This window comes from Pseudactinotalea suaedae, assembly GCF_009733815.1.
GTDB lineage: Bacteria > Actinomycetota > Actinomycetes > Actinomycetales > Beutenbergiaceae > Pseudactinotalea > Pseudactinotalea suaedae.
In genome coordinates, this window is record NZ_WNXY01000005.1 from 57,028 (window position 1) to 76,707 (window position 19,680).

Below are 19,680 nucleotides of genomic sequence, written 5' to 3' on the forward strand. Positions count from 1 at the left end.
GTCCGATGACACGTCAGACTTTCCTGGGTTACGCACCCGAGGTGCGTGAACGGCTCGACGGCGATGCTCGCCAGATCGTGTCGCGCTACCCCGAGCCCCGCTCGGCCCTGATGCCGCTGCTGCACCTGGTGCAGTCCGAGGATGGTTACGTCTCGCCCGCGGGGATCGCGTTCTGCGCTGACACGCTCGGGCTGTCCCGCGCGAACGTGTCCGCCGTCGCGACCTTCTACAGCCAGTACAAGCGACGTCCCAACGGCACCTACACGGTGGGGATCTGCACGAACACGCTGTGCGCCGTCATGGGTGGCGACGCCATCTTCGAGCGGGTCAGCGAGCGTCTCGGGATCCACCACGACGAGACCACCGAGGACGGCTCGATCACGCTGGAGCAGATCGAGTGCAACGCCGCGTGCGACTACGCGCCGGTGATGATGATCAACTGGGAGTTCTTCGACAACCAGACGCCGGAGTCGGCGCTCGCCGTGGTCGACGCGATCCTCGCGGGCGATGCCGTGGCCCCGACCCGCGGTGCCGACAAGGTTCCGACCTTCCGTGAGATGGAGCGGGTCCTCGCCGGTTTCGAGGACGGCCACGTCGACGAGGGCGGTGCCGGTGGCGCCGCGACCATGGCGGGTCTGACCCTGTCCCGTGAGAACGGCTGGACCGCGCCCGCCATCGACGCCTCGCACATCGACATGGACGACGAGCCTGTCTCGTCCGAAGAGGCGATCGAGGAGGCGGGCACCGAGCCGGTGGCCGAGACCCAGTCGAGCGCCGAGCGCGAGGAGACGACCCCGGCCGACTCCGACCCCGACACCGTGAAGGCGCCCGACGAGGAGGACGAGTCGTGACCGAGCAGACCGCAGCACCGCTAGCACCTGTGCTCTCGGACATCTGGGATGCCGAGCGCCCGTGGACGCTGTCCACCTACACCTCGCACCACGGCTACGACGCGTGGAAGTACGCGATCCGCCAGGAGCCGGCCAGCCTCGTCGACACCGTCAAGAACTCGGGCCTGCGCGGCCGCGGTGGCGCCGGCTTCCCCACCGGCCTCAAGTGGTCCTTCCTGCCCCCGCCGGACGGCGGCCCGCGCTACCTCGTGGTCAACGCCGACGAGTCCGAGCCCGGGACCTGCAAGGACATCCCGCTGCTGCTGGCCAACCCGCACTCGCTGATCGAGGGCATGGCCATCACCAGCTTCGCCATCGGGTCCCACCACGCCTTCATCTACCTGCGCGGCGAGGTCGTGCACGTGTACCGGCGGCTGCTCGCAGCCGTGCGCGAGGCACGTGAGGCCGGGTTGCTGGGCAGCAACATCCTCGGCACCGGGTACGACCTGGAGATCACGGTGCACGCCGGCGCCGGCGCGTACATCTGCGGCGAGGAGACCGCGCTGCTCGACTCGCTCGAGGGCCGACGCGGCCAGCCTCGCCTGAAGCCGCCGTTCCCCGCGGTCGCCGGCCTGTACGCGCGGCCGACCGTGGTGAACAACGTCGAGTCGGTCGCCTCGGTCCCGGGCATCATCCGGGGCGGTATCGACTGGTTCTCCTCGATGGGCACGGAGAAGAGCAAGGGCCACGGGTTCTTCTCGCTCTCCGGCCACGTCACCCGCCCGGGGCAGTACGAGGCACCGCTGGGCATCACGCTGCGCGAGCTCCTCGACCTGGCCGGCGGCATCCGCGACGGCCACCAGCTGAAGTTCTGGACCCCGGGCGGCAGCTCGACCCCGATCTTCACCGCCGAGCACCTCGACATCCCACTCGACTTCGACTCCGTGGCGGCCGCCGGCTCGATGCTGGGTACCCGCGCGCTGCAGATCTTCGACGAGACCGTCTCCGTGGTGCGCTGCGTGACCCGCTGGCTCGACTTCTACAGCCACGAGTCCTGCGGCAAGTGCACGCCGTGCCGCGAGGGCACCTACTGGTTGCGCCAGGTCCTGCACCGCCTCGAGGCGGGGCAGGGTCGCGAGGGTGACGTCGACCTGCTGCTCGACGTCGCCAACAACATCGAGGGCCGCTCCTTCTGCGCGCTGGGCGACGCCGCGGCGACGCCGGTCAAGAGCGGCATCAAGTACTTCCGTGAGGAGTTCGAGCAGGGCATGCACACGCCTGCGTGGGAGCTCTTCCCCTACGGGGCGAACGCCCTGTTCACCGAGCTGGCCGGAGCCGCCCGATGACCACCACCGCCACGCCCAAGCCCGGCACCCCGGCCGAGGTCGAGGGCATCGCCGTCACGATCGACGGCGTCGAGGTCACCGTGCCCAAGGGCACGCTGATCATCCGCGCCGCCGAGCAGATCGGGATCCAGATCCCGCGGTTCTGCGACCACCCGCTGCTCAAGCCGGCGGGCGCCTGCCGGCAGTGCCTCGTGATGGTCGCGACCCCGGACCGCGAGGGCAACGTCCGCGAGATGCCCAAGCCCCAGGCCTCCTGCACGATGGAGGTCTCGCCCGGCATGGTGGTGAGCACGCAGCGCACCTCGGAGGTGGCCGACAAGGCCCAGCACGGGGTCATGGAGCTGCTGCTGATCAACCACCCGCTCGACTGCCCGGTCTGCGACAAGGGCGGCGAGTGCCCCCTGCAGAACCAGGCGATGAGCAACGGTCGCACCAACTCCCGGTTCACCGACGTCAAGCGGACCTACCCCAAGCCGGTCAAGATCTCGACCGAGATCCTGCTCGACCGGGACCGCTGCATCCTGTGCCAGCGCTGCACCCGCTTCCAGGCGGAGATCCCCGGCGACCCCTTCATCGACCTGCAGGGCCGCGGCGGTGGCGCCCCCGGCGGCGCCGACCACGGCATGCTGCCCCAGCAGATCGGCGCGTACGACGAGGGCGTGCTGGGCTTCGCGGGCATCGACGGCGAGGTGCGCGAGGCCGCCGAGACGGGCCAGATGGTCGGCCCGAACGGCGACCCTGCGCTGCTGTCCGGTATCGCCTACACGGTGGGGACCGCCGAGCTCGACGCGACCGGGCGTCCGTTCGCCTCGTACTTCTCGGGCAACACGATCCAGATCTGCCCCGTGGGTGCGCTGACCTCGGCGACCTACCGGTTCCGCTCGCGCCCGTTCGACCTGGTCTCGACCGAGTCGATCGCCGAGCACGACGCCTCCGGCTCGGCGATCCGGATCGACCACCGGCGCGGTGTCGTGCTGCGCCGGCTGGCCGGTGACGACCCTGCGGTCAACGAGGAGTGGATCACCGACAAGGACCGCTTCGCGTTCACCTGGCAGGCGCTGCCCGACGTGATCCAGACCCCGCTGGTGCGGGACGAGGAGACCGGCGAGCTGGTCGCGGCCAGCTGGTCCGAGGCGATCGCGCTCGCCGCGCGAGGTCTGGCACAGGCCGCCGACGACGGCGGGGTCGGGGTCCTCCCCGGCGGTCGCCTCACGCTCGAGGACGCCTATGCGTGGTCCAAGTTCGCGCGCGTGGTGCTCGGCACCAACGACGTGGACTTCCGCGCCCGTGCGAACAGCCCCGAAGAGGCCGAGTTCCTCGGCCACGCCGTGGCGGGCGTCTCGATGGACGTCACCTTCGCGGGCCTGGAGTCCGCGCCGCACGTGCTGCTCGTCGGGCTCGAGCCCGAGGACGAGGCCGGCACGATCTTCCTGCGGCTGCGCAAGGCGGTGCTGGCGGGCAGGACCTCGGTCAGCACCCTGGCGCCGTTCGCCACGCGCGGGTCGACCAAGGTCCGCGCGGCCCTGGTCACCACCGAGCCGGGTGCGGAGGCCACCACCCTGGCCGCGATCGCGGCGGGCACCGGCGATCACGCCGAGCTGGCCGAGAGCCTGCGGGCCGAGGGCGCCGTCATCCTCGTCGGCGAACGGCTCGCCCAGGTCCCCGGTGGGCTCACCGCGGTGCTGGAGCTGGCGAAGGCCACCGGCGCCCGGCTCGCCTGGGTGCCACGACGCGCGGGCGACCGCGGCGCCGTCGAGGTCGGGCTGCTGCCGGGCCTGCTGCCCGGCGGCCGCCCTGTCACCGACGCCGAGGCGCGCGTGGACGTCGCGAGCGCATGGGGCCTCGACGCCGACGCCGCCCTCCCCGGCGAGATCGGTCGCGACCACGCGGCGATCCTCGCGGACGCCGGGTCCGGCGAGCTCGCGGGCCTGCTCCTCGGCGGCATCGACATCGAGGACCTGCCGGGTGCCGGCGAGTCCGAGCGCGCGGTGCGCGAGGCAGGTTTCGTGGTGCAGCTGGAGGTGCGCACCTCGGCGCTGAGCCGCTACGCCGACGTCGTGCTGCCGGTCGCGCCCCCGACGATGAAGGCGGGCACCTTCCTCAACTGGGAGGGCCGCCCGCGGCCGTTCGGTCAGGTGTTCGCCACCAGCGCCCGCTCGGACGCCCAGGTGCTCGACATGCTGGCCGAGGGGATGGGTGTCGACCTCGGCACCGGTTCGCTCGAGGCCGTGCACCGCGAGCTCAGCGAGCTGGCCGCCTGGGACGGCGCCCGCCAGCCCGCGCCCGCCGTCGAGCCCTCGCCGGCCCCGGTCCCGAGCGCGGGCGAGCACACGGTCGCCACCTGGCGTCTGATGCTCGACGCCGCCCGCGGCCAGGACGGCGAGCCGTACCTGGCCGGGACCGCCCACCGGCCGGTCGTGCGCGTCTCGCCCGGCACGGCGAGCAGTCAGGGTGTCGCCGACGGCGACCGGCTCACCGTGGTCGGGCCGCTCGGCTCGGTCACGCTCCCGGTGCTGGTGACGCCGATGCCCGATCACGTGGTGTGGCTGCCGCTGCACTCGCCGGGCTCGTCGCTGTACCGGATGCTGGGTGTCGGCTCGGGCGGCTCGGTCCGCCTGGCCTCGGCCGAACGTGCGACGAACGGGGAGGTCATCCGATGAGCGCGGTACCGATCGCGGACTTCAGCAACGACACGATCTGGATCACGATCGTCAAGGCCGTCGTGATCCTGGTGTTCCTGCTGCTGTCCGTGCTGTTCGCGATCTGGTTCGAGCGACGTCTCGTCGCCCGCTTCCAGCAGCGGTCCGGTCCGAACTGGAACGGCCCGTTCGGGCTGCTGCAGTCCCTCGCCGACGCGATGAAGCTCCTGCTCAAGGAGGACATCACCGTCAAGGCGGCCGACAAGGTGATCTACCTGATCGCCCCGATCATCTCGGTGTTCTGCGCCTTCATGGTGTTCGCCGTGATCCCGTTCGGCCCTGAGGTCAGCATCTTCGGCGTGGTCACCCCGCTGCAGATGACCGACTTCCCGGTCGCGGTCCTCTACATCCTCGGCATCACCGCGCTCGGTGTGTACGGCATCGTGCTGGGCGGCTGGGCGTCCGGCTCGACCTACCCGCTGCTCGGCGCGGTCCGCTCGACGGCGCAGATCATCTCCTACGAGCTCGCGATGAGCCTCGCGCTGGTGAGCGTCTTCCTGTGGTCCGGCTCGATGTCGACCTCGCAGATCGTCGGCTCGCAGGAGAACACCTGGTGGGCGTTCACGCTGCTGCCCGCCTTCGTGCTCTACGTGATCTCGATGGTCGGCGAGACGAACCGGCTCCCGTTCGACCTCCCCGAGGCCGAGGGCGAGCTGGTCGGTGGCTTCCACACCGAGTACTCCTCGATGAAGTTCGCCTGGTTCTTCCTGGCCGAGTACATCAACATGCTCAACGTCTCCGCGGTCGCCACCACCCTGTTCCTCGGCGGCTACCGGGCACCGTTCGGCATCGGCCTGATCAACGACGGCATGTTCGACACCGGCTGGTGGGGCGTCGTGTGGTTCCTCGCCAAGCTCTGGCTGATCATGGCGTTCTTCGTGTGGGTGCGCGGCACGCTGCTGCGGTTCCGCTACGACCAGTTCATGAACTTCGGCTGGAAGGTGCTGATCCCGGCCGGCCTGGTCACCGTGGTCTTCTACGCCGTGCTCAAGGGCCTGTCCACCGGCCCCGACCCGGTGCTGAGCTTCGGTGGTGAGTTCCTCACCCTCGAGTGGCGACAGCTGCTGCTCGGCGTCGTCGGTGGTCTCGTGGTCATCGCGGTGCTGATGCTGCTGTTCCCGGGCGAGGACGAGGAGAAGCCGGCCAAGGCGGGCGCGAGCGCCCGCGGTGGTGCGGCCAAGGTCGGAGCGGGCAGGTCGGCCACCACGTCCGGCACGAAGCGTCCGGGCACGGACAAGCCCGGCAGGAAGCGCGCCACGGAGGAGCCGTTCGACGCCTTCGCCGGCGGCTTCCCGGTGCCCCCTCTGCCGGGCCAGGAGCTGCCACCGTCACCGCGCCGCGCGCGCGTCACCACACCAGCCGCCGCACCGGCAGCGAGCCCCGCTGCCGGCGCAGGGGAGGACGAGAAGTGAGCGACGAGACCACACCCATGCCGCACGAGCGCGGCGGGACCGACAAGCAGCCCGCCAGCTCTGACGTCGCCAAGCCCGCTCGTGGCGGCCAGGGGATCGGCGAGGTCAAGGGCGTGCACGCCGCCTCCCTCATCCCCGAGCCCAAGAACGCCGTCGAGGCCCTCGTGGCGCCGGTGGCCGGCTTCGGCGTCACGATGGCGACGCTGTTCAAGCCGGTCGTCACCGAGCAGTACCCCCGGGAGAAGGCCCCCGTGGAGCCCCGCTACCACGGGCGTCACCAGCTCAACCGGTACCCCGACGGGCTCGAGAAGTGCATCGGCTGCGAGCTGTGCGCCTGGGCCTGCCCCGCGGACGCGATCTACGTCGAGGGCGCGAGCAACACGCCCGAGGCGCAGTACTCGCCCGGTGAGCGGTACGGCCGCGTCTACCAGATCAACTACCTGCGCTGCATCTTCTGCGGGCTGTGCATCGAGGCATGCCCCACCCGCGCGCTGACGATGACCAACGAGTTCGAGCTCGCCGACCAGACCCGCGAGAAGCTGATCTTCACCAAGGACGACCTGCTCGCGCCGCTGCGCGAGGGCATGCTCGCCGCGCCGCACCCGATGGCTGAGGGCACCACCGACGGCAGCTACTACCAGGGTGAGGTCACCGGCCCGACCGCCGACGAGGTCGAGTGGGTGCGACGCAACCGCCCGGACGAGCCGTCGCTGGAGTCGGCGACCGCCGCCGCGAAGCGCGGCAGCGCCCGTTCCGAGGGCAGCGCGGGGGCAGCGTCATGACCGAGATGACCATCTCGAGCGGTGAAGCGGTCCTGTTCTGGATCCTGGCGCCGCTGATGGTGATGGGAGCGCTGGGGCTGCTGTTCGCGCGCAGGACCGTGCACATCGCGGTCGCTGTCGCCGGCGTCATGGTCGGGCTCGCCGTCATGTACATCGCGAACGAGGCCACGTTCCTCGGGGTCGCCCAGGTCGTGGTCTACACGGGCGCCGTGATGATGCTCTTCGTCTTCGTCATCATGCTGATCGGCGTCGACTCCACCGAGTCGCTCAAGGAGACCCTGACCGGGCAGCGCTGGCTCGCCGCGCTCGCCGGCGTCGGGCTGCTGGTGCTGATGGGTGCCATCACCACCCGGGCCGCGCTGCCGGCACCGGTCGGGCTGGCCGAGGCCAACGCCGACACCAACGCGGTCGGCGTCGCGCGGATCCTGTTCTCGGACTTCATCTTCCCCTTCGAGCTCACCGGGGCGCTGCTGATCACGGCCGCCGTGGGCGCGCTGAGCCTCACGCACCGCGTCCGGCTCGGGGCCAAGTTCGGGCAGAAGGAGATGGCCGCGGCCAAGCTCAAGGCGTACGGCGCCGGAGCCAGCTCCACCCTCATCACCAACCGGCCGAACCCGGGCGTCTACGCGCGGCACAACTCGGCGGACATGCCTGCCGTCGACGCGGCCGGTGAGCCGGTCGAGGCGTCGATCACCACGGTGCTCCGGATCCGCGGGCAGGAGTCGAACCTGCCCAGCGCCGAGGAGCTCGCCGATGCCGGCAGGCCCTACGGCCAGGGCGAGGAGCCTGCAGCCGTGCCCGGAGCTGCCGATGAGCGTAAGGAGCTCGAGCAGTGAGCATCCTCAACTACCTGGTCCTGTCCGGCATCCTGTTCGCGATCGGCGGCACGGCGGTGCTCGTGCGCCGCAACGCGATCGTCGCGTTCATGGGTGTCGAGCTGATGCTCAACGCCGCCAACCTCACCCTGGTGACGTTCGCGCGCATGCACGGAGACCTCACCGGCCAGGTGATCGCCTTCTTCGTGATGGTCGTCGCCGCCGCCGAGGTGGTCATCGGGCTGGCGATCATCGTGTCCATCTTCCGAACTCGCGGGTCCGCGTCGCTCGACGACGCCAGCCTGCTCAAGAGCTGAGGCGCGCATGAGCATCGACCTCGCCGCCATCCTGATCGTGGCGGTACCGCTGGCCAGCGCCGGTGTCCTGCTGCTGCTCGGTCGCCGCAGCGACGGCTGGGGGCACTGGCTCGGGGTGCTGGCCTCGGCCGCCTCCGCCGTGATGGCCTTCGTGATCCTGTTCGGGCTGCTCGGCCGGGGCGCGGAGGACCGCGCCGTGGACGTGCACCTGTTCTCGTGGATCCCCGCGGGTGAGCTGGACGTGGACGCCGGGTTCCTCGTGGACCCGCTCTCGGCGACCTTCCTCCTGCTGATCACGTTCGTCGGCACGCTGATCCACGTCTACGCGGTCGCGTACATGGAGCACGACGACGACCGGCGCCGGTTCTTCGCCTATCTCAACCTGTTCATCGCAGCGATGCTGATCCTGGTGCTCGCCGACTCCTTCGCGCTCCTGTTCGTCGGCTGGGAGGGCGTGGGTCTGGCGTCCTACCTGCTGATCGGGTTCTGGAACCAGCGCACCGAGTACGCGGTCGCCGCCAAGAAGGCGTTCGTGATGAACCGTGTCGGAGACATGGGCCTGATCATCGCGATGGGAGCGATGTTCGCCAGCATCGGCTCGGTCGACTTCGAGACCGTGTTCGCCGCGGCACCCGAGCTGAGCGAGGGCTGGGCGACCGCGATCGGCATCGCGCTGCTCATCGGTGCCTGCGGCAAGTCCGCGCAGTTCCCGCTGCAGGCCTGGCTCGGTGACGCGATGGCCGGCCCGACGCCGGTCTCCGCGCTCATCCACGCCGCGACCATGGTCACGGCCGGCGTGTACCTCGTGGTCCGCTCCGGTGCGATCTTCGAGGCGAGCCCGACGGCGCAGCTCCTGGTCGTCATCGTCGGTGCCATCACGCTGGTGTTCGGTGCGATCGTCGGTTGTGCGAAGGACGACATCAAGAAGGCCCTGGCGGCATCGACGATGTCCCAGATCGGCTACATGATGCTCGCGGCGGGCCTCGGCCCGATCGGGTACGCGTTCGCGATCTTCCACCTGCTCACGCACGGCTTCTTCAAGGCCGGGATGTTCCTGGGCGCCGGTTCGGTCATGCACGGCATGAACGACGAGGTGAACATGCGCGGCTTCGGTGGCCTCAGCCGGTTCATGAAGGTCACGTGGATCACGTTCGGTCTCGGCTGGCTCGCGATCATCGGCTTCCCCGGTCTGTCCGGCTTCTGGAGCAAGGACAAGATCATCGAGGCCGCGTTCGTGGGCGAGGGCTGGCAGCCCTGGGTCTTCGGCATGGTGGCACTGCTCGCCGCCGGCCTGACCGCGTTCTACATGTCGCGGCTGTTCTTCATGACGTTCCACGGCAAGGCCCGGTGGAACGACGGCAAGAACGAGGCTCCCGGCCCGGAGCAGCACCCCCACGAGTCGCCGCTGCTGATGACGGTGCCGATGATCGTGCTGGCGGTCGGCTCGCTCGGGCTCGGTGCGTTCCTGGCCTTCGGCGACCGGTTCTTCCACTGGCTCGAGCCGGTCACCGGTCACGCCGAGCACCACGACCCGGTGATCCCGATCCCGGTCATCATGGGCGCCACCGTCGTGCTGATGCTGATCGGCGTGCTGCTGGCCTGGCGCCAGTACTGGGCCTCCAGCGTCCCGCTGATGCCGCCCACAGGATCGGTGCTCACCCGCGCCGCGCGCCGCGACCTCTACCAGGACTCGGTGAACGAGGCCGTGTTCGCACGTCCGGGCACGCACACGGTGCGCACCCTGACCTACGCGGACACCGCCGTCGTCGACGGGGCCGTGAACGGCCTCGGCGCCGGCGCGGTCGGGCTGGGAGAGCGGCTGCGCAAGTTGCAGAACGGTCACGTCCGCAGCTACAGCGCCGCCATGTCCGTCGGTGTGGTCCTTGTCCTCGTCATCGTGCTCGTGGCGCGGATCTGAGCGGGAAGACCCGGGAGAAACAGATAACTGATGCCTGAGACTCTTCTCGGACAGTCCCCGCTGACCGTCCTGATCCTTGTCCCGGCCGTGGTGGCCGCGCTGGTGTGGCTCGTCCCACCGCTGCGCCGCCTGGCCCGTCCGATCGGCCTGGTGACGAGCGCCCTCGTGCTCGCCGGTGCGATCGCCCTCGCTGTCGGCTTCGACGTGAGCGCCGCGAACGAGACCCAGTTCGCCCAGGTGGCCGACTGGATCCCCGCCTTCGGGGCGAGCTACGCCGTCGGCGTCAACGGCCTCGGCCTGGTGATGGTGCTGCTGGCCACGCTGCTGGTCCCGGTCGTGATCGTCGCGGGGTGGAACGAGGTCACGCTGCCCGCCACCGTGGGCGACGGCGACGAGACCGCCGAGCGGAAGGCGTTGGACTACCGGCGTGCCGGCTGGGTCGCGCTGATCCTGGTCCTCGAGGCGCTGATGATCGCGGTGTTCGCCTCGCGTGACATCTTCCTGTTCTACGTCGTCTTCGAGGCGATGCTGATCCCGGTCTACTTCCTCATCGGCGTCTACGGCGGTGCGAACCGGCGCTACGCGGCGATCAAGTTCCTGCTCTACTCGCTCGCCGGTGGGCTGCTGATGCTCGCCGCGGTGATCGGGTACTTCTTCGTGGGGACCGACCAGGGGCCCCAGGCGTTCCTGCTCGACCAGGCGCCCGGCCTCGACGCCGCCGGGGTGCCGCTGATCACCGAGATGCTGCTGTTCCTCGGCTTCTTCATCGCGTTCGCGATCAAGGCGCCGATGTGGCCGGTGCACACGTGGCTGCCGGACGCGGCGCAGCAGGCGACACCCGGCACCTCGACCCTGCTGGTCGGCGTGCTGGACAAGGTCGGCACCTTCGGGATGATCGTGCTCTGCCTGCCGCTGTTCCCGAACGCCGCGGCCGCCGCGGCCCCGGTGATCATCGTGCTGGCGCTGATCTCGATCCTGTACGGCGGGCTGCTCGCGATCGGTCAGAACGACATGATGCGGCTGATCGCGTTCACCTCGGTGTCGCACTTCGGTTTCATCGTGCTCGGCATCTTCGTGGGCAGCGCGACGGCGGTCACCGGCTCGATGATCTACATGGTCGCCCACGGTGTCTCGACAGCGGGCATGTTCCTCGTCGCCGGGTTCCTGACGCAGCGCGGCGGAACGCAGGACATGGGTGCCTACTCGGGCATGCAGAGGATCACCCGCGTCATCGCCGGGACCTTCCTGGTGTCCGGCCTGGCGTCGCTCGCGCTGCCGGGTCTGTCCGGCTTCGTGCCGGAGTACCTGGTGCTGCTCGGGACGTTCGAGGTCGCGCCGTGGATGGCGATCGTGGCCGTGCTCGGCGTCGTCCTGGCCGCGCTCTACATCCTGCTCGCCTATCAGCGCGTCTTCACCGGTCCGCCGTCGGCGAACCATGCCGGCATGCCGGACCTGAACGGTCGTGAGAAGGCCGTCATGGGTGTGCTGATCGCGGCGATGCTCGTGCTCGGCTTCTATCCTGCGCCCGTCCTCGACCTGCTCACGCCGCTGAGCGAGACAGTCGCCGCACTCGTGACCGGAGGGGTTGCCTGATGTTCGTCGCGCCGCACATCGAGTGGGCTGCCCTCTCGCCGGTCCTGATCCTGCTCGGGGCCGCCGTCATCGGCGTCCTCGTCGAGGCGTTCGTCCCGCGCGGCTCGCGCCGTCTGGTGCAGGTGGTCGTGGCCGCGCTCGCGCTCGGCGGCGCTCTGGTCGCCGTCACCTGGCGCTGGACCGTGGTGCAGCAGGACGGCCCCAGCTCGCTGGTGGCCGGGGCTCTCCGCGAGGACGCACCGGCGCTGCTGTTCCAGGCGATCCTGCTGATCCTCGCGCTGCTCGCGCTGCTGGTGATCGCCGACAGGGCACGCGGCGAGGACGCGTTCACGCCCACCGCCTCCGCGATCCCCGGGTCGGAGTACGAGGGCCAGGCCCGGCGCGCGGGTCTCGCGCAGACCGAGGTGTTCCCGCTGACGATGTTCGCGGTCACCGGCATGCTGGTGTTCCCCGCAGCCGCCGACCTGCTGACGATGTTCATCGCGCTCGAAGTGCTCTCGCTGCCGCTGTACCTGCTCGCGGGGATGGCCCGCCGCCGTCGTCTGGTCTCGCAGGAGGCGTCGCTGAAGTACTTCCTCCTGGGCGCGTTCTCCTCCGCGTTCTTCCTCATGGGGCTGGCGCTGCTGTACGGCTACGCGGGTTCGGTCCACCTGGCCGACATCGCGACGGCGGTGCCGCTGGTCTCCGGCATGGACGGCCTGCTGCTCGCCGGCAGCGCGCTCGTGATCATCGGGCTGCTCTTCAAGGTCGGTGCGGTGCCGTTCCACTCCTGGACCCCTGACGTGTACCAGGGCGCGCCGACGCCGATCACCGGGTTCATGGCGGCCTGCACCAAGGTCGCGGCGTTCGCGGCGCTGCTGCGGTTCGTCTACGTGGTCACGCCCGGGCTCGGCTGGGACCTCGCGCCGTTCCTGTGGATCGTCGCCATCCTCACCATGGTGGTCGGCACGGTGCTCGCGATCGTGCAGACCGACATGAAGCGCACGCTCGCCTACTCCTCGGTGGCGCACGCCGGGTTCCTGCTGCTCGGGATCATCGCGCTCGACGAGCGCGGCATCTCCGGGATCCTCGTCTACCTGCTGGCCTACGGCCTGGCGACGGTCGGGGCGTTCGCGCTCGTGACGCTCGTGCGGACCAAGGACGCCGAGGGCAACCTCGTGGGCGAGGCGGGGCACCTGTCGGAGTGGGCCGGTCTGGGCCGGCGCAGCCCGGTGCTGGCCGTGTGCTTCGCGCTGTTCCTGCTCTCGTTCGCCGGTATCCCGCTGACCGCGGGGTTCACCGGGAAGTTCGCGGTGTTCGGCGCGGCGGTCGCCGGCGGCGACTGGCCGCTCGTCGTGATCGCCGTGCTGGCCTCGGCCGCGGCGGCGTTCTTCTACGTGCGGATCATCGTGCTCATGTTCTTCACCGAGCCCGCGACGGGTGAGGACGGCTCCGCGACCACGGTCGTGCGCAGCGAGGGTCTCACCGCGGTGGCGGTCGTCGTGTGCGCGGTCGGCACCGTGCTGGTGGGTGTGGTGCCGACCGCCGTGCTGGCGGTGGCGGCGCAGGCGTCGAAGTTCTTGCTGTGACATCCCCCCTGCCGCTGGGCGACGACCGGCTCGAGGAGGAGATCCTCGGCGAGCTGGAGAGCATCGAGCGACGCCTGATCGAGGCGGCAGCGAACGCCAACCCGCTGGTGCAGACGCCGACCCGTCACCTCATGGAGGCGGGCGGCAAGCGGCTGCGGCCGGTGCTGGTGCTGCTCACCTCCCACTTCGGGTCGGGCATCAACGAGGAGGTGCGCACGGCCGCCGTCGCCACCGAGCTGACCCACCTGGCGACGCTGTATCACGACGACGTCATGGACGACGCGCCGCTGCGCCGGGGCGCCCCCAGCGCGCAGCAGCTGTGGGGCAACTCGGTGGCGATCCTCACGGGCGACCTGCTGTTCGCCAAGGCCTCGCAGATGGTCTCCGCGTTGGGGCCGGTCGCGGTGCGCATCCAGGCGGACGCGTTCGAGCGCCTCGTGCTGGGCCAGCTGCACGAGACGCTCGGTCCGGGGGAGGGCGAGGACGCGGTCGCCCACTACATCGGCGTGCTCTCGGACAAGACCGGCTCGCTGATCGCAGCGGCCGCGAAGTACGGGACGCTGTTCTCCGGTGCCGACGAGCTCTCGGGTCGCGCCTCGATCGCCTACGGCGAGAAGGTCGGTGTCGCCTTCCAGCTCGCCGACGACGTCATCGACCTGATCTCCGACGCCGAGACCCTCGGCAAGGAGCCCGGCACGGACCTGCGCGCCGGCGTCGCCACGATGCCGGTGCTGCTGCTGCGAGCCCGCGCCGCCGCGGGGGACGTCGACGAGGTCGGCGCCGGCATCCTGCGCGACCTGGACTCCGACGACGAGGACGTGCGCGCCTCCACGCTCGAGCGGCTCCGCCGGCACGAGGTGCTGGAGGAGACCCGCGTGCTCGCACGCCAGTGGGCCACGGACGCCGTCACCGAGCTCGAGACCCTCCCCGACTCCGCCGCCCGGCGCGCCCTCATCGCCTTCGCCGACATCGTCGTCGACCGCCTCGCCTGACTCCCCTTCCGGTTTCAACGCACTTTCGCCCCCCCCCCTTCGGTTTCAACGCACTTTCGCCCCCCTGCCGGTTTCAACGCACTTTCGCTCCCTGCCGGTTTCCACGCACCGAGAGCATGTCGGGGGTGGGTGGGAGGCTGGTGCCGTGACGACGATGCTGCGGGTGGTCGAGGTCGCGGAGGAGGTGGCCGCGACGTCCTCGAAACGCGCCAAGGTCGCCTCGTTGGCCGGGCTGCTGAGGGAGCTCGAGCCCGATGAGGTGGTCCCCGCGGTCGGGATGCTGGTCGGGCGTCCGAGGCAGGGGCGGACCGGGGTGGGCTGGCGCACCCTCAGCAGCGTGCGTGGCGAGCCCAGCCCGACGGCGACCCTCACGGTCCTCGACGTCGATCTCGCCCTCCAGGCGCTCGCCCAGGCCGGTGGGAGCGGCTCCGCCGCGGTACGGACCGAGACGCTGCAGGCGCTGCTGGCAGCGGCCACGTCCGCCGAGCAGGACTTCCTCACCCGCGTGCTGCTCGGTGACATGCGCACCGGGGCGCTGGACGCCGCCGTGCTCGATGCCGTGGCGGCAGCGACCGGGATCGCGGCGACCACCGTGCGTCGCGCCGCGATGCTCACGGGCGCGGTCGCGGAGACCGCGCGACTCGCGCTCGCCGGCGCCGATCTCGGCGCGATCGGCCTGACGCCCGGCGTCCCGGTGCTGCCGATGCTGGCCGGCACCGCGGCCACGGCCTCCGAGGCGGTGGCGACCGCGGGCGAGGCCTCGGTCGAGGCCAAGCTCGACGGTGCCCGGCTGCAGGTGCACCGCACCGGCGGCACCGTGCGGGCCTACACCCGCAGCCTCGCCGACATCACCGACCGCGTCCCCGAGGTGGTCGCGCTGGTCGAGTCCTTCCCCGGTGGTGACCTGATCCTCGACGGCGAGACCCTCCGGCTCGGTGAGGACGGCAAGGCGAAGCCGTTCGCCGAGACGATGAGCAGGTTCGGCCGCCACACCGAGGTGGCCGGGCAGCCGGCCTCGCACCTGTCCACCTTCTTCTTCGACATGCTCCACGCCGATGGCGAGGACCTCCTCGGAGTGCCACTGGGCCGCCGTCGGGAGCTGCTGGCACAGCGGGTGGGCGCGCACCTGGTGCCGGGTGAGGTGACCGATGACCCGGAGGTGGCCGAGCGCGTCCTCGCAGAGGCGCTGGCTGCCGGGCACGAGGGCGTGGTCGTCAAGGGGATCGACTCCACCTACGAGGCCGGTCGCCGCGGCAAGCGGTGGCTGAAGGTCAAGCCGGTGCTGACGTTCGACCTGGTGGTGCTCGGCGCCGAGTGGGGTTACGGCCGCCGCACCGGCTGGCTGTCGAACCTGCACCTCGGAGCGCGGGACCCCGAGGGCGAGTTCGGCGAGGCCGGTGGTTTCGTCATGGTCGGCAAGACGTTCAAGGGCCTGACCGATGCGCTGCTGCGCTGGCAGACCGAGTACTTCCCGACGATCGCGCGCCCCGGCCCCGGCACACCCGGGGTGGTCATGGTGGAGCCGAGCACCGTCGTCGAGATCGCGATCGACGGCGTGCAGCGCTCCACCCGTTACCCGGGCGGGGTGGCGCTGCGGTTCGCGCGCGTCAAGCGGTACCGCACCGGCGCGCACGCCAAACCACCCGCGGAGGCCGACACGATCGACTCGCTCCGAGCGTTGCTGCGCTGACCTCGGCCGGTCCCCGGCGGTCAGGACCGATGGGGAGCTCTGCCCTCGACCCCGATCCGGGCACCACCTAGCGTGGCGGGCGAGATGGCGGCGACGGAGGGCCAGGCGCAGTGACAGCAGGGACCTCGAGGCCGGAGACGTCGGCGTCGGCGCTGGGGCGGCTGCGAGCCGACGTCGAGGGTGTGGTCGAGGTGCTGGCAGCAGGCCGCGCCGCACTGCCGGCGCTCGCGATGGGTACCGACGCCGAGAGCCTCGTGCACGTGGGCATGGACCGGCACGGCACGGTCGTGCGCCTGGATCTCGACCCGCAGTGGCGACGCACGCTGCCCAGCGACGGGCTGGCCGGCGCGGTCTCCGACGCGCTGCAGCAGGCCGCCCAGGTGCGGACCGGCGACTGGGCTGCCGCGATCGCCGCAGCCGTCCCCAGCGGGTCGAGCACGGCACGTCACCTCGGCTCCTCCCAGCAGCGCGTGCGCGGGCCCCAGCCTCCGATGGCCGGGCCGGTCCGAGTTCGCCGCGAGGGCTACGCCCCGGTGGTCACCATCGCCCCCGGCTGGGCCGGCACGGCCGACGACGGCGCGGTCCACGAGGCGCTGCTGGCCGCGCTGATCCCCACGCCGCCGGTACGCCCACGCGCGCCGAGCGCGCGTCCCGGCGAGGTGGTGGACCTGGCGCTGGAGGCGCGAGAGTCGCTGCTCGAGGCTGCCACGGGCCTGCCGGGATTCATGCGCGGCCCGATCCAGGACGCCGTCGAGCGTGTGCACGACGACGTCGCACAGGCCCTGACGCTGCCGCTGGCGAGCGAGGGGCTCGCCTCGGGCGAGCTCGGCGCCTACGCGTCCCGGTTGCACGAGTGCCTGTGGCTGGCGGACCGGCCGGCGGGGTTGCCCGAGGCGTCGGAGGTGTGGGCGGCAGCGGCAGCGGGACTCGCGGACGGGTTGGCCACGGCGCGCAGACCGTCGCGGCCGATCCTCGCGCGCCTGCGGCGCCGCGCCCCGGTCTGACGGCTCGGCGTGATCGCCACCCAGCGGGCGCTACGGAGCGTCTGTGGCGGCCCTCGGCGTGACCTGGAAGAGGTGCTCGGGGATCCCGGTCATGGCGATCGTGCGCGGTGTCGGCTCGCCCTGGCCGCTGGCGATCACCGACCCCCACTCCTGCGGGTGGACGCTCGTGCCTGACTCGAGCGCTGTCCGGAGGTCGTCGAGGCGATCGGGATGGATGCGCACGAACGCGTAGATCTGCGCACCCTGCTCGTTACGGCCCTCGAGGAGCAGCGTCTCGTCCTCGAGCGACCAGGGTGGCAGCCACACCGGCGGCGCCGGTGGCTCGCCCTCGTTCAACGCCTCGGCGAGATCGCGGTACATCCTGGCCCGCAGGTGCTCGCCGCCGAGCACGTCGTCCGCGGTGGTGACGAGCCGGTCCGCGACCTCGCGCGCCAGGCTCGCCGCGCCGGCCCGCCAGGCGACGTGGGCCAGCGTGGCGAGCGCCTCGAGCGTCAACGGGTGCCGCGGGCCGTGCCGGGTGCTCGCGAGGTGGGCCGAGCTCTGGCTGAAGAAGATCGCGTGCTCCAGGTCGTCGGTGCTCGCGTAGCACTGCGCGAGGTTGGTGCGCGCGGTGTCGAAGCTGGCGCTGGCGGGGTCGACGCTGCCGATGTCGGCGACCAGCTCCTCCAGCAGCCCGACCGCTTCCTCGGTCCGGCCGAGCTCGTCGAGGGTCATCGCGATGTTGTTGCGCGTGATCCACAGCTCGGGGGAATCAGGCCCGTGCTCGGCGGTCAGGATCTGGCGCACCGTGCCGAGCAGCTCGAGTGCGCGGTCCGGATGACCGCTCTCGCTGAGGGCGAGCGCGAGTGCGTTGAGGTCGACGGCGTACGCCACGCCCAGGTCACCGGCCTCGGCTCGTGACTCCACGACCGAGGTGAGGACCTCGATCGCCTCCGGGATGCGGCCCAGCCGGTCCAGGGTCTCGCCGAGCAGGCGGCGGTCGTTCAGCCGCGCGGTCCGGTCCGGCCGCTCCGGCGCGCTCGCCAGCAGCGCGGCCACGGTGCGGAGGCTGTCGACGTCGGGCTGCTCGCGCGCCTCGTCGACGAGCAGGTCGAAGGACTGCCAGACGCCGTCGGTCCAGTCGACGAAGCCCTCGGAGGCGAGCGAGACCAGCACCTGCGCCTGCCACCGCCGGGCACTGGGTGACAGCGCGGGGGAGCGGGGGTGCAGGTGCCCGGCGAGCGCCTCGTGCACGGCCTGTCGACGTCGGCGTCCCAGGCTCTCCTGCGCGGCGTCGGCGGCGATGGCGAGCTGAGCCGGCTCGTGGAAGCGGCGCAGCCACTCGTCCACCCGGCGGACCCAGGCGTAGGCGTTCGTCTCGTCACCGGCCTCGGTGAGGACCACCCGGACGGCGTCGTCGAGCCACGGCAGGGTGGCGATCGCGGCTGCCACCACGTCGGGATCCCAGCTCCCGTCCCGGAACAGGTTGCCCACCATGCGCGGCGTGGTCATCGCCGCCAGCATCAGCGCCTCTCGCGTCGGCTCCGGGAGCTGGTTCCACACCACGCGGTACAGACCCTCGACGTCCCGAGGCAGCTCGTCGACGTCCTCGGCCTGCAGGTCGCCGTCGGCGACCGCCTCCCTGATGCTGCGGACCGAGCAGGCGACCTCGATGGTCAGGGGCGTGGTGAACCGCGAGGTCAGCAGCCTGCGGTCGCCGGCGCTCGCCTCAGGGAGCAGATGCGCCACGAGGTCGAGCAGGGCGTCCTGCTCGAGGTCGGGCAGGTCCTGCGGCTGCTGCAACCGGTGGACGCGTGCGGCCGGGACCTCGGCGAGCAGCCGTGCCGCGGGGACGTCCGGACGGTCCAGGAGGCCGGGCCATGCCGTGGCGACGACCAGCACAGGGCCGGTCGGGCTGGACAGGACCCGGGTGAGGAGCTCGACCAGGGAGGCATCGCCGTCGTGCAGGTCCTCGACGACGATGACGACCGGGAGACCCACCCGCGCGAACGAGCCCAGGCTCGTGGCCAGCTCGGTCACGAGATCGGTGCGGTCCTGGCCGCGGACGTCGACCTCGGGGTGCGCGCGGTTCTCGGCCGACCATCGTTGCTGCTGGCGCCAGATCACGCCGCCGGCCCACATCAGGAAGCCGAGACCGGGCACGGCGGACCCGAGGACCGCCTCGGCGGCGCGGCCGATGCCCTCCTCGCGCAGCAGCGTGCCCAGCTCGGCGGCGTCCTCGCCGCGCAGCAGCCTTCCGGCCTTCGCCGCGGGTCCGGCGAGCTCCCGCCAGCGCCGCTCCAGCGCAGGCGCGTGTGCCTGGACCTGGATCAGGTCCTGGGCCAGTGCCTGCACCGGGGTCCCGCTGCGGTGCGCGCCGGCGGTGATGCCCCACCAGAACCAGTGCGGGAGCGCACCCGCCGGGGGTGCGAAGGTCGCCGGGTACAGGCGCTTGCGGCGGCCCTCGAGGCTGAGCTGCTCGTTTCCGGTGGCGCCGAGCAGCGTGGGTGGCCAGTACGCAGGCTCCGGCTGCTGGGCCGCGAGCCTGCCGTACATCTCCTGCAGCAGCCGCGTCTTGCCCCAGCCTGTGCCCGCCTCCAGCGTGACGAGCCTGGGCCGGTTCGCCGCCGCCGTCTCCGCGACGTGAGCCAGCAGCCGAGCGACCAGGCGCTCGCGGGCACGCCCCACGAAGGGCAGCGGCGCGAGGTCCATGTCGAGACTCTAGTGAGCCGGGT

14 protein-coding genes are annotated in these 19,680 nt (G+C 71.4%); 13 read left to right on the forward strand and 1 reads right to left on the reverse strand.

What is annotated here, in order from left to right:
- Positions 1-5: 5 nt before the first annotated feature.
- The 13 genes from nuoE to GPA04_RS10220 all read left to right on the forward strand — a co-directional run bounded on the left by nuoE (position 6) and on the right by GPA04_RS10220 (position 16,966).
- Positions 6-851, forward strand: coding sequence for an NADH-quinone oxidoreductase subunit NuoE (gene nuoE / locus GPA04_RS10160; protein WP_241680723.1), 846 nt, complete (start codon positions 6-8; stop codon positions 849-851).
- Positions 848-2,176, forward strand: coding sequence for an NADH-quinone oxidoreductase subunit NuoF (gene nuoF / locus GPA04_RS10165; protein WP_156223981.1), 1,329 nt, complete (start codon positions 848-850; stop codon positions 2,174-2,176). Before nuoE ends, nuoF begins: the two co-directional genes overlap by 4 nt.
- Complete coding sequence (locus tag GPA04_RS10170; RefSeq protein ID WP_156223982.1) at positions 2,173-4,836, forward strand: NADH-quinone oxidoreductase subunit G; 2,664 nt, start codon at positions 2,173-2,175, stop codon at positions 4,834-4,836. The genes nuoF and GPA04_RS10170 overlap by 4 nt, the downstream gene beginning before the upstream one ends.
- Positions 4,833-6,287, forward strand: coding sequence for an NADH-quinone oxidoreductase subunit NuoH (gene nuoH, locus GPA04_RS10175; protein WP_156223983.1), 1,455 nt, complete (start codon positions 4,833-4,835; stop codon positions 6,285-6,287). The genes GPA04_RS10170 and nuoH overlap by 4 nt, the downstream gene beginning before the upstream one ends.
- The gene (nuoI, locus tag GPA04_RS10180) at positions 6,284-7,069 is read left to right on the forward strand and encodes an NADH-quinone oxidoreductase subunit NuoI (RefSeq protein WP_277754298.1); all 786 of its coding nucleotides are present in this window, start codon (positions 6,284-6,286) and stop codon (positions 7,067-7,069) included. Before nuoH ends, nuoI begins: the two co-directional genes overlap by 4 nt.
- The gene (locus GPA04_RS10185; protein WP_241680724.1) at positions 7,066-7,905 is read left to right on the forward strand and encodes an NADH-quinone oxidoreductase subunit J; all 840 of its coding nucleotides are present in this window, start codon (positions 7,066-7,068) and stop codon (positions 7,903-7,905) included. The genes nuoI and GPA04_RS10185 overlap by 4 nt, the downstream gene beginning before the upstream one ends.
- Positions 7,902-8,201, forward strand: coding sequence for an NADH-quinone oxidoreductase subunit NuoK (gene nuoK, locus GPA04_RS10190; RefSeq protein WP_156223984.1), 300 nt, complete (start codon positions 7,902-7,904; stop codon positions 8,199-8,201). The genes GPA04_RS10185 and nuoK overlap by 4 nt, the downstream gene beginning before the upstream one ends.
- A gap of 7 nt (positions 8,202-8,208) precedes the next feature.
- Positions 8,209-10,119: an NADH-quinone oxidoreductase subunit L gene (gene nuoL / locus GPA04_RS10195; RefSeq protein WP_156223985.1), complete on the forward strand. Its 1,911-nt coding sequence runs from the start codon at positions 8,209-8,211 to the stop codon at positions 10,117-10,119.
- A gap of 30 nt (positions 10,120-10,149) precedes the next feature.
- Positions 10,150-11,712, forward strand: coding sequence for an NADH-quinone oxidoreductase subunit M (locus tag GPA04_RS10200; protein ID WP_156223986.1), 1,563 nt, complete (start codon positions 10,150-10,152; stop codon positions 11,710-11,712).
- Positions 11,712-13,280, forward strand: coding sequence for an NADH-quinone oxidoreductase subunit NuoN (gene nuoN, locus GPA04_RS10205; RefSeq protein WP_170299355.1), 1,569 nt, complete (start codon positions 11,712-11,714; stop codon positions 13,278-13,280). The genes GPA04_RS10200 and nuoN overlap by 1 nt, the downstream gene beginning before the upstream one ends.
- Entirely contained in the window at positions 13,277-14,272 is a 996-nt protein-coding gene (locus GPA04_RS10210) for a polyprenyl synthetase family protein (protein WP_156223988.1), read from the forward strand. Before nuoN ends, GPA04_RS10210 begins: the two co-directional genes overlap by 4 nt.
- 154 nt (positions 14,273-14,426) lie before the next feature.
- Positions 14,427-15,962, forward strand: a complete 1,536-nt coding sequence (locus GPA04_RS10215) for an ATP-dependent DNA ligase (RefSeq protein ID WP_156224121.1) — start codon at positions 14,427-14,429, stop codon at positions 15,960-15,962.
- 110 nt (positions 15,963-16,072) lie between these two features.
- Positions 16,073-16,966, forward strand: coding sequence for a hypothetical protein (locus GPA04_RS10220; protein WP_156223989.1), 894 nt, complete (start codon positions 16,073-16,075; stop codon positions 16,964-16,966).
- 30 nt (positions 16,967-16,996) lie between these two features.
- On the opposite strand, the gene GPA04_RS10225 is transcribed toward GPA04_RS10220, so the two are convergent.
- Positions 16,997-19,657: a tetratricopeptide repeat protein gene (locus tag GPA04_RS10225; protein WP_156223990.1), complete on the reverse strand. Its 2,661-nt coding sequence runs from the start codon at positions 19,655-19,657 to the stop codon at positions 16,997-16,999.
- Positions 19,658-19,680 lie beyond the last annotated feature (23 nt).